This is a genomic window from Paracoccus marcusii (assembly GCF_006151785.1).
GTDB classification, from domain to species: Bacteria; Pseudomonadota; Alphaproteobacteria; order Rhodobacterales; family Rhodobacteraceae; genus Paracoccus; species Paracoccus marcusii.
Map to the genome: position 1 here is coordinate 1 of NZ_VDDD01000119.1, position 10,133 is coordinate 10,133.

General features: G+C 55.5%; 14 protein-coding genes. 5 read left to right on the top strand and 9 right to left on the bottom strand.

Annotated elements, in window-relative coordinates; genetic code table 11:
- Positions 1–312 precede the first annotated feature (312 nt).
- Entirely contained in the window at positions 313–570 is a 258-nt protein-coding gene (locus FHD68_RS15140) for a hypothetical protein (RefSeq protein WP_127900039.1), read from the top strand.
- Positions 571–1,008: 438 nt separating this feature from the next.
- Here FHD68_RS15140 and FHD68_RS15145 read toward each other — a convergent pair whose 3' ends face one another.
- The 3 genes from FHD68_RS15145 to FHD68_RS15155 form a co-directional block, all read right to left on the bottom strand.
- Positions 1,009–1,299 carry a BrnA antitoxin family protein gene (locus tag FHD68_RS15145; RefSeq protein ID WP_139086139.1) on the bottom strand — a complete coding sequence of 97 codons (291 nt, stop codon included), beginning with the start codon at positions 1,297–1,299 and terminating at the stop codon, positions 1,009–1,011.
- Positions 1,296–1,544 (bottom strand): BrnT family toxin, encoded by a 249-nt coding sequence (locus FHD68_RS15150; RefSeq protein ID WP_127900037.1) that lies wholly within the window; start codon positions 1,542–1,544, stop codon positions 1,296–1,298. The genes FHD68_RS15145 and FHD68_RS15150 overlap by 4 nt, the downstream gene beginning before the upstream one ends.
- 399 nt (positions 1,545–1,943) lie before the next feature.
- Positions 1,944–2,237 (bottom strand): HU family DNA-binding protein, encoded by a 294-nt coding sequence (locus FHD68_RS15155; RefSeq protein WP_045983912.1) that lies wholly within the window; start codon positions 2,235–2,237, stop codon positions 1,944–1,946.
- Between the two features lie 271 nt (positions 2,238–2,508).
- On the opposite strand from FHD68_RS15155, the gene FHD68_RS15160 reads away from it, so the two are divergent.
- Positions 2,509–2,823 carry an H-NS histone family protein gene (locus FHD68_RS15160; RefSeq protein ID WP_139086142.1) on the top strand — a complete coding sequence of 105 codons (315 nt, stop codon included), beginning with the start codon at positions 2,509–2,511 and terminating at the stop codon, positions 2,821–2,823.
- Between the two features lie 63 nt (positions 2,824–2,886).
- On the opposite strand, the gene FHD68_RS19080 is transcribed toward FHD68_RS15160, so the two are convergent.
- From FHD68_RS19080 to FHD68_RS15170, 3 genes are read right to left on the bottom strand one after another with little or no spacing between them, the layout of a single operon-like run.
- On the bottom strand, positions 2,887–3,036 hold the full coding sequence (locus FHD68_RS19080; protein WP_167550416.1) for a hypothetical protein: 150 nt from the start codon (positions 3,034–3,036) through the stop codon (positions 2,887–2,889).
- On the bottom strand, positions 3,029–3,574 hold the full coding sequence (locus tag FHD68_RS15165; protein ID WP_139086144.1) for a hypothetical protein: 546 nt from the start codon (positions 3,572–3,574) through the stop codon (positions 3,029–3,031). The genes FHD68_RS19080 and FHD68_RS15165 overlap by 8 nt, the downstream gene beginning before the upstream one ends.
- Entirely contained in the window at positions 3,571–3,822 is a 252-nt protein-coding gene (locus FHD68_RS15170) for a hypothetical protein (RefSeq protein WP_139086146.1), read from the bottom strand. The genes FHD68_RS15165 and FHD68_RS15170 overlap by 4 nt, the downstream gene beginning before the upstream one ends.
- A 155-nt stretch (positions 3,823–3,977) precedes the next feature.
- Between FHD68_RS15170 and mobQ the strand changes: the two genes are divergently transcribed.
- The 3 genes from mobQ to FHD68_RS15185 all read left to right on the top strand — a co-directional run bounded on the left by mobQ (position 3,978) and on the right by FHD68_RS15185 (position 7,544).
- Positions 3,978–5,075, top strand: a complete 1,098-nt coding sequence (gene mobQ, locus FHD68_RS15175; protein ID WP_139086148.1) for a MobQ family relaxase — start codon at positions 3,978–3,980, stop codon at positions 5,073–5,075.
- 281 nt (positions 5,076–5,356) lie between these two features.
- Complete coding sequence (locus tag FHD68_RS15180) at positions 5,357–6,451, top strand: SGNH/GDSL hydrolase family protein (RefSeq protein WP_139086150.1); 1,095 nt, start codon at positions 5,357–5,359, stop codon at positions 6,449–6,451.
- Positions 6,411–7,544, top strand: a complete 1,134-nt coding sequence (locus FHD68_RS15185; RefSeq protein WP_164871527.1) for an acyltransferase family protein — start codon at positions 6,411–6,413, stop codon at positions 7,542–7,544. Before FHD68_RS15180 ends, FHD68_RS15185 begins: the two co-directional genes overlap by 41 nt.
- A 562-nt stretch (positions 7,545–8,106) precedes the next feature.
- Here FHD68_RS15185 and FHD68_RS19400 read toward each other — a convergent pair.
- From FHD68_RS19400 to FHD68_RS15200, 3 genes are all read right to left on the bottom strand, one after another.
- Positions 8,107–8,253: a CopG family antitoxin gene (locus tag FHD68_RS19400; protein WP_208863785.1), complete on the bottom strand. Its 147-nt coding sequence runs from the start codon at positions 8,251–8,253 to the stop codon at positions 8,107–8,109.
- A gap of 144 nt (positions 8,254–8,397) precedes the next feature.
- The gene (locus FHD68_RS15195; protein ID WP_127900042.1) at positions 8,398–8,829 is read right to left on the bottom strand and encodes a MerR family transcriptional regulator; all 432 of its coding nucleotides are present in this window, start codon (positions 8,827–8,829) and stop codon (positions 8,398–8,400) included.
- Between the two features lie 65 nt (positions 8,830–8,894).
- Positions 8,895–9,437, bottom strand: coding sequence for a winged helix-turn-helix transcriptional regulator (locus FHD68_RS15200; protein WP_139086152.1), 543 nt, complete (start codon positions 9,435–9,437; stop codon positions 8,895–8,897).
- Between the last annotated feature and the right edge of the window lie 696 nt (positions 9,438–10,133).

Genomic DNA, 10,133 nt, shown 5'->3' on the forward strand with positions numbered 1-10,133 from the left:
AGCCTCTCAATCAATTGCGAGCGAAGCATGGATCTTCCTTTTTTGCGATAGAGTATGAGCAGGCTCGCTCAAGCTCTGTGAGGTCATGCGGGTCGTGTCCAGGACTAAGAATGATTTCATCCATACTTAGCGATATCGTTGATTGCCGCAATTGTGATCCCGTCTCTCAGCCTAATAGCCCTCATTCTTGCTGACGCTTCGCTATGAAGATCTTTCGATATAATGCATGAAACTCTTAAAAGAGAAGACATGACCTCAATCATGAGGTAGGTTGAAGTCCTCTTTATTTTTAATATAGAATAGAGCTGGTAAATGGATAATTATGAAGGTCAGCTGAAAGCTGTCACTGCCGCCGTTTCCAAAAAACAGCTTGAGGTGGCATTCAGGCATTTTTTTGGTCTTGTGCCACCCGAGATCACCTCTGAAGCGGAATACGCTGACGCTACTGCACTTTATGCGGCGATGGATTCATCCGTGCCCCCTCAAGACCTGCATAGCCCCGTTGCACGCTATGTTGTTGCCTTGGGGATGCAGATAACAAAATGGGAAATCAAAAAAATTAAATGCTGAACGAAGGTTTGGCCGCGCTCGTATCGCAGTTTGAAAAATGCCGCCCGCTGAGCCAATGAGTAGGTGCCACCTACTTTAAGACTGCATAGGTATTTGCCTGATAAGCAGCCTTGCTACGGGTAGGGAGGTATTTGTGCATTCACTCTATACAATACAATTGCATGGGCCTTTAGATACCAGTTTTACCTTTGTCGTTGAGGGCGCAGCCTGCCCCGGACCGAATTTTTCCAAAAGGATTACAGGGCCGGGACAGGGGGACGGGAACAGAGCGCTCCGCCTGGAATTGGACGCCGCTTCCTGAACTCGCACTGACCAATCATGGCGGAAGTCTTGCTGAATGTCAGCGGCATGAAGGAACTTTCGAAATGACCTGCCATGACGCACCGCGCTTCGTGCTGCGCCATTTCCTGCCGCTCGCAAGCAATGAAACGGATGAAATCAGAGCCCGGCAGCCTCTCGCAGGGCACGGTTCATACGGGTCTGCCAGCCCGGCCCGCTGGCCTTGAACCGGGCCACCACGTCCTGATCGAGGCGCAGCGAGACGGCAACCTTGGGGTTTTCGACCTTGGGCCGTCCGCCCATGTTCCGGCGCATGGCGTCGGACAGGGCGGGGAAGGCCTCGGTGAAGGGCCGGGCCTGAGCGAGCTGCGCCGCTGTGGCCTCCGGGGCGTCCGGATCACTGGCGATCATCCGCTGGATCTGGTCTTCGGTCAGATGGGTCTTGCTCATAGCAGGCTCCGTTCCCTGGCGCTGGCGGGGCGCATCGAGATCACCGACACCCCTTGGGTGCCCAAGGCCGCGAAGACCACCGCCACGGTGCCATCCGCGAGACGCCCGATCGCCATGTGCCGGCCCGCCTTTGCCGGGACCACGACCGAGGCCAGGAAAAACGCCTCGTCGAGATCGGCAAAATCCAGACCGTGCTTGGCAAGGTTGGTCTGCCGCTTCGGCGCGTCCCAGGTGATCATCAACATGCGTTTATGTATATACGCAAACCTGCTGCGCGTTCAAGACATACGGCAGGGTCATTCGGCCCTTTCGGCGGCTTAAAATGATCCTGGAGGGTCGTTTCGAAACACAGCGCGGCGACCGAAATGCAATTTCGGTTAACATCGGCCATATCCTGCAACTGCAACGACCCCTCGAGATCTTCGATCAATCGGCCAGGACATGGGATCAACCCCAAAGGCGGAGAAACGACGTCCGTGGTTCCGGTGGCTAGCTTGCCCCAGATACTTCCTGAATTCCCGTGTATCGCCACGATGTCCAGAACGGCCCCCAGAGCCGCAATTCCCCCGAAGACGGCTCAGACCCCCTCCGAAGCGGTAGAGGGCCTGCTGACGGCCTTTGACGGCTTCAGGCGCATGTAGGGATCAGCCGGGGAGTGTGGGTCGGTTGAGCCGATCCAAGATGTGCCTGCCGGCTCTGAAATGCAGGATCTGCCTGGTCTCCATGAACACCGGCTCACCGGTCCTGGGATTGCGACCCATCCGGGCCTCTCGGACTCTGCAGGTGAAATTGCCGAATCTCCGCAACTCGACCCTGTGGCCCTGCGCCAGACGGGCGGTGATCTCGTTGAGGATGGCCTCGAGAGCCAATTCCACCACGTGCCGGGGCAGATGCGGATGCGCCTGGACCAGCTTCTCCAGCAATTCAGAGCGGACCATCTGGCCTCTTCCTTCGCCTTACCGGTGCATGAACGGCCATCTTCGATGCTGAGGCCCGCCGTCCTAACTGTCAGCGCTCCACTGAGATCCAGCTATTGTTTCTAGCGTTTGTTTACCGGCGGTTTGGGACTGTGCTTTAATCAGGCAATTGTACATTATGTCCGATAGGAAAAAGAAGCAGGAAATTCCAATCGCTAAGGTCTATTTGTTCTCTTTATTTTTACGCCGCGTGATTATAGGGAACGGGCGACCTGTAAAAACAAGGATACCCATGTCTGATTTTGATTTTGACACGATGAGCCTGGACGAATTGAAGCGCCTCAAGCGGGACCTCGACAAGGCCATCGCCAATTTTGACGAGCGGCGCAAATCTGAAGCCAGACGCGACCTTGAGGAAAAAGCCCGCGAATACGGGTTTTCTTTGTCCGAGCTTGCAGGGGCTAAAACCACAAAGCGCGGCACTGTCGCCCCGAAATACCGCAACCCCGGCAATCCGGAGCAGGTCTGGACCGGACGTGGCCGGCAGCCGACCTGGTTTCGGGAGGCCATTGTGGCTGGGACTGAGCCTGACGATCTCAAGATCTGACGGTGCGTAGGACGATGGGTCGGTTCATAACCGGCCCATCTCGTTTCAAGAACCCAGGATTCTTCAGCACGTGTTCTGCGCCGAGTAGGACAGAGTAGGATGAGGTTCAAAACACAGCGCGGATGCCGAAATGCAATTTCGGTTAACATCGGCCATATCCTGCAACTGCAACACCCCTCTGGCGACCTTCATCAGTTCGTCTGCTTCAGCCATCGATCCAGATGCCGCAGAAGCGTCTGCCATCGCTGTTGGTGGCGATCTCGCCCCCGGCTGACGTACAGAACACCTCCGGATGCTTTCCGAACTCCCGTGCATCGCCGCGTCCCTGGATGAGAAGCAGCGCCACGATGCCAAGAACGCCCCCCAGAGCCGCAATTCCTCCGAAGACGGCAAGACCCCCTCCAAACCGATGCAGGGCCTCTTTGCTGCTCCTGACGCTCTCCAGGCGCATGTGGGTGGCGGCGGCCTGGATCTCATGCTCCAAGCCCTTGATGGCCCTCTCAGCGGCCACCTGAGCGGCACTGGCACTATCTTGGTGCATCCGCCTACCCAGATGCTCCGAGGCATCAATGACCTCCTGAGCGTGTGCGAATGCCTCTCCCGACGCTTTCTCGATCCTGGCCATGAGCCTTGCCGCCTCGGCCTTGGTGGTCGCGGTGGCGGTGAGGTTGCCCACGTCCTGGCGCAGGAGCCGCACCTGGTCGGTCAGATCGGCAATCAGCTCGGCGGGGGATTTGGCAACGGCGCTCATGCGGTGCCCGCCTTCGCGTCCAGCTCTACCAGCAGTCCGGCGATCTCCTTCTGATCGACCTCGCGGGTGGCGTTCTTGCGCAAGGTGGCCGCCATCCACTTGGCGATCTTCGGGTCCTTCAACGCCTCCGTGGTCACGATGGCGCCGACGATGATCTTGCGGCGGGTATCGCTGGCCTTCTGTCGGGTCTTGAGGCGGTTCAGCTTGGCCTGTGCCTCGGCGATCTGCTGGTCAATGGTTCTGGGCATTTTGAAATCCTGTGGTCGCTCAATGGTTGCAAGTCTGGAGATGCTGAGCGTAGGGTGCAAGACACGAAGTGCCCACTTATACAAACGCTGCGCGTTTGTGTGGGCAAGGGAACACTCGCGTTTCCCTTGAACCCTTAGCAAAGTGCAGCGCGCATATGGCGATCTATCATCTCAGAGCCACGATGATCTCCCGCTCCGCCGGGCGCAGCGCCACAGCAGCGGCGGCGTATCGCAGCGCCGAGCTGATCGTGGATCAGCGCACCGGCCTCGCCTTCGATTACCGCGCACGGGGCGGGGTCGATCACGTCGAAACCCTCGCGCCTGCGGATGCCCCCGATTGGGTGCAGGACCGGGCGGCGTTGTGGAACGCGGTGGAGCTGGCCGAGACGCGCAAGAACAGCCAGGTCGCCCGCGAGATCCGCGTTGCCCTACCGCATGAGCTGGACGCCGCGCAGCGGCTGCAGCTCGTCCGCGACTTCTGCCAGCGCGAGTTCGTGGACCGGGGCATGGTGGCGGATATCGCCCTGCACGCCCCCGGGCGCGAGGGGGACGAGCGCAACCACCATGCCCATATCCTGCTGACCACCCGGGAGGTCGGCCCTGACGGGTTCACCACCAAGAACCGGGACTGGAACGCCAAGGAGCTGCTGGAAGGCTGGCGGGAAGCCTGGGCCCGGGACACCAACCACGCCCTGGAGCGCTGTGGTGCCGAGGAGCGCGTCGATCACCGGACGCTGGAAGCGCAGCGCATCGAGGCGCAGGAGCTCGCCCTAGAGGCCAGAGAGCGCGGCGACGAGGCCGAGGCCCTGCGCGAGACGGTCCGGGCCGTCTCGCTGGACCGTCAGCCTCTGCCGCATCTTTCCGCCGGGGCGTGGCAACTCAAGGAGCGCGGCATCGAGGTCGCGGCCGTGCAGGTCTGGCGGGAGATCAAGGAGCAGGCTGTCGAGGTGGCCCGCATAGCGCAGGAGCTAACGGAGAAGGCCCGCGTCTGGCTGGAGCGCGTCACGGAACGGGCTGCGGAACAGGTGCGCGGCGTCGTGGAGCGGGTCGTGCCTGCCGATGCCTGGGGGGAGTTCTTCGCCGCTGCCGCCCCCGGCGCGTCAGTCGCTGCGGAGGGACTAGCGCGCGATCTCGAGGTCGAGCGCCGGCTGGAGGCGCAGCGCGAGGCTGCCGAGCGGGAGGCGCGGGAACGAGTGCAGGAGCAGGAGCGCCGGGCCCATGAGCGTGACGACGGCCACGATCACGGCTGGTAAGCCATCCGGCTGGCAATGTTGGTCAGAGTTGTGACGCTCAACGGAACCAATGTTTACCCACTCCATGTGAAGATTCTAGCCTCGATCAAAGTAGGTCTAGACAATGGTACTTCGATTCCCCGATAGCATCCTTGCCAAGCTGCGAATGTGCAAATGTAGTCAGTTTTGATCTATTTTCTCTAGTTATAATGCTTGCTATATGCGGCAATAACCATTGTTTACTTTGACAATCAATTTGCCGTCTTTGGCATCATTTTTTACTAGAGTGTGGAGCGGTTTTTATGAGTGAAACGAAGTTAAGAAAAGCGTTGTATAACTTGGGAATCTGGCGTCATAGACCTGCTTTATCAGTGAGGCTTATCATTGCCCTTTTTGCTATGGCCTTGCCCACCCAAGCTCAGGATATCCTAAGTGAACGCGTCCGCCTTGTGGGCCGATTTCATAGTGAGCCAAGTAAAATAACTGCCGAGTGGCCGGGTAGCTTGATAGAGATCAGGTTTGAAGGCACACAGCTCGACGTAACGATATCCGACAGCGGTAATAACAGTATCATTGTTGAGGTGGATGGGAAGCCAAGACTGCTGGACACGCAATTAGGTGAGCATACTTACTCTATTGTTAATGGTGAAAATCCATCAAATCACGTGGTTCGCATAATTAAGCGAACAGAGGCTGCATTTGGTAAAATAAGTCTCACAAGAATTTGGACTGACGGCAGCTTTATGTCTCCAATTAGAAATAGAAAGAAAATACTTGTTTTGGGTGACTCAATCTCAACAGGCTACGGTGTAGAAGGTGCAGATACCAATTGTGGATTTGAGGCGGAATTTGAAAATCAATATTTAACTTACGCTGCAGTTGCTGCCAGGAATCTAGATGCGGATATTGTTACGCTTGCTGTTTCAGGAGCAGGCCTTGTTCGAAACTATAACGGCGAAACACAACGGACAATGACGCAGCTTCTTTACCAATTACTGCCCTCTTCTTCAGTTCCAGCGCCTTTACCACTAGCTGAGGTTGTGGTGGTGCATCTTGGAACAAACGACTTTGCCGACGGCGCCAGGCCGAACGATTTTATTGCTGCGTATGAAACGCTTCTTAAGGAAGTCCGAGCTACTTCTCCGGATGCAATGATCTACGCTACAATGGGACCAATGCTGCGACCGGAGGATCAAAATGCAGCGGTGGTAGCAATAGAGTCAGCCGTTGTGAAACGTCACTTGGAGGGCGACGACAACGTAGCCATGATCCGCTTCGGCTGGCAGCCTGACCCCGAAGACTTAGGTTGCGATTGGCATCCAAGCGCAAAAGCGCATGCTCGCATGGCAATTGAACTTGAGCAGCGTATTCGTAAAGATATTAATTGGGAAAATTAAATTGAACGTAGTATTTGCGGCTGACCCTCACGTCCCTGACAGTGCGAAAGCACAGTTGCGCGATGGAAAATTATTGGGACTACAGATCCTGCGCTTTGCTGCAGCATTCGCAGTCGTTTTGTTTCATATCGGGAGTGGTTACCAAATTGAATTTGGTAATCAGTCCAATCCATTTTCCTTTGGTGCTGCAGGGGTGGACGTTTTTTTTGTTTTGAGTGGTTTTATTATTGCAATGACGACTGACCCAGCACGGGGCACGTGGTACTTCTGCCTTCGTCGTATCGTGCGAGTTGTACCACTCTACTGGATACTAACCTTAGGAATTGCAGTAATAGGTCTGATAGTTCCTTCTCTTCTCAATTCCACAACCGTTACATTCGAAACTCTATTTAAATCTCTTTTTTTCATTCCATATGATAAGTCAAACGGTGTGATTCAGCCTCTTCTCTTTCTGGGATGGACGTTGAACTATGAGATGTTTTTTTATGCTATCTATGGGGCTTGTTTGCTAGCTGGTTGGAAGTCTCCTCTTGCGCCTGTAATGGTGGTGGTAATTTTAGTTGTCGCAGGACAAATTCTTCCTTTTGAAGGAACAGTCTGGCAATTTTACAGTAATCCTTTGATAATAGAGTTTGCATTGGGCGTAGGTATATACCTAATTTATGCAAAATTTCCAAAATTATTTAAGAACAGAACGATGGTATATGCAGGTGCAGCGGTAGTTTCCTATATTATGCTCCGACTAATTCCTGGTGTTCCATGGCTGCTAATTGGTGCATTGCCAGCAGCACTGTTTGTATCAGCCTTTGTCTCTTTCAATCCTGGATACTCACGCTTAATTGGTCTGCTTGTTCTGTTTGGAAATGCCTCCTACTCCCTCTATCTTTCACATCCTTATATCATCCAACTTTTGTCAAAATTTGCTCCCTCGGATCTTCCAGTTGCATCCCAGATTTTTCTTGGAACAGTAGCATCGTTCCTCTGCATCGTAGCTTCTATTATCCTTTACTATTTTGTCGAACTTCGCTGGCAGCGATACTTTCTGCCAGCTCGTCCAGCTTCACTGGAACCGTCAAAAGTTTGGTCGAAATAGGATCAAAAGGATCGAGCAGGGATGTTTTGTGGAGGGTGATCCACACCTATAATACACACCTCTTAGGTTCTGGAGCATTGGGTGAAAGGGTTGATCTCGTTTTGATGAAGAACCTACATAGAAGTTGCCCACAACGTCGGCGCGATCCCCTGCGCCGAGGTCTTTACCCGCATAACACCGCTTCTCAAGCGGAGCGCAGCCCGGAGGTTGAACGGGGGGCCGGGAGCGACGGTTATGGCCGGCTTTTGCGCCGACCGGACTAAGACAACTCAGGACTGCAAAACCTTACATTCGATAAACCCATGCGTGTACATTTGGACAAGTTGCCGGACAGGTCACCTTCGGGCACAACACACCCATCAGCCGAGCGGATTTTGTGTTGTGTGTTTGACGAGTTCGTCCCGCTCGGCTGCAAAGCCCCCTCCCCGACAAGAAGCGCGTCACCGGCCTTATCTGGGCCGCGCCACGTCTGTCTCCAGCAGTAGCCGCACAGAGCGGATGTCGGGGATGCCGTTGGCCCTGGCCTTGGCCGCGTCCAGGAGGGAAGCGGGAAGGCGCATATTCAGCAAGGCGGCTTTGGCTCGATCTTGAAGCGCATGGGCGTGAAGCCTGACAAGTCATACTCGGACAGATCCGCCGTCTCAACGAAGTCTTCCGCCTCGGCATCGCTAGTCAGCGGCGGCAGGGGCTTAGGATGGGTGTTTATCATGCCCGATCTCCTTGTGGCGCGTGCAACTGACACTGGTGAACGGCCCTCAACGCTCTGCGCCTCGATGAGCCTCCTGTCTTGGTTCTATACTTTGCGGCCAAGGCCGGGCCCTGCCTCTGAGGCAAGGTGCATCTTGCCAATGTACTAGAATGGCCACCAGCGGCGGCGCTTTACGGGGGCCGGCACAACTAGTTTTGCCTCCTGATTAGCAAGGAGATTGTTGGCCTGCTGTCGCCACTTGTCCCGGTCCTCTTTTAGATCGGCCATCTGGGCGACGTAGTTCTCCAATAGTGTATCTTTCAGCTTGTCACGTTCGCGCAGGGCCGCAAGTTCCTCGCGCAAGGCATTGGCGTCTGTAAAGTTATCCCTTTGAGGAGGATTTGCGTCCTTTTGCATTGTAGGGGTTTGCAGGCTTTGCGCGCGCAAAGGGTAGACGCGGGACAGTTCGGCCCCATCAATCTGCCAAGCCCCAGATGTGTCCTTGGTGGCCGAGAGTTTCCCCGATTTTATAGCTCGTGTGATGGTCGCTACGTTCTTGCCAGTGGCTTCCGCAGCTTGGTTTGCGCTGTATTGCATTAGGCTTTGCGTTCCTTTGCATTGTCAGGCTGCGCAAATCTTTGCACGCAAATATGGGGAGCTGTCTATTTTTCAACTAACATAGCAGGCAGATCAGGCTCCATCCCATCAAAAAACGGCTGTGAAACGGGCGGCAAGCCTTCGCCGGAGGGTAGCTGCATTTCACCTGGAAACACCGAAGGAACGCGGTGTAGCGGTGTACTCTCGCCAATTCGGCTTGTGTTCTTCTGCTCGGCTTCTGAAACAGCAACTGTGGCCGTGAACAAGCTTCGGCGAATGCCGTCCCGAGAACCATGCCAAGCGACACGATCGTTGACTACATAAGCATTTACCGTTCCACTTTCGCCAACTTGCCAAACCTCAATCCAGTTTTCGTCGCGAAGGGTGGCAAGCGCACGCTGGACAGTGGGCCGTGAGATCCCGGTCGCCGTCTGTAGCTCTCGCTGTGAAATCACCACTGCATTATTGTCGCCCATGCGCGCAGTGAGGATATGCATGACTGCAGCTGCTTTGGGCGCACGGATGATCAGTTGAGCCCATTCTTCGTGAGCGGCTCGCTCTGTCTGGACCCAAGTTCCGCGCGTCTTTCTCTCTGGCAGCTTTGTCATGTCCCAGCCTCTTTATTGATGCAGGATGCCTCCCCTGCTTTCAAATTATGAAAGTCTGCAATCAATAAAAGAAAGTCAACATTGCTTTCAGAATTTGAAAGTCAGTGAGGCAGGTTGCATCATCTGGGTGATGCAGGGGTGCCTCATCTGGATGATGCAGGTACCTGTGAAAAAGCATTTAAATTCAAGAATCTATTTTTTCCCCTTCTAATGATCTACAGGGAACAACCGGGACGGGCCGTGTCGGGCGAAGCAGCCCCCGGGGAGCAAGCGCCGACCGGCGCGGACTGGCCCGGTTTTTACCTGTCAGCGCGGTTTCGACTTCGGCTTACGGTTGTGGGGTGCGGAACGTTTTGATGAGCGCCACGCGGGAATGGGGATGATCAGGCAAGAAGGGGAAAGGGTTATCCCCAGGGAGCGCCAGATCCCTGCCTCTCATGCAGGTCTGGATGTCGACCGTGGCGCTGGTGGCAGCGGAGGGATTTGCTGGTGAGACGGTGCCTGGTGCAGGGGTGGTGCTTCAACCCCTGGCTGCGCTCTCGGGGATATGAGGTGTTATGCGCCGGAAAGCGCAGGGGGGTGGGGATCAGCCAGGGGTTGTGGGGCGGTTGAGCCGGTCCAGAAGAAGATTTGAGGCCCTGAACCGAGGAACCCGTTTGGCGAAGACCGGGACAGCCTCACCAGTTCTGGGATCGC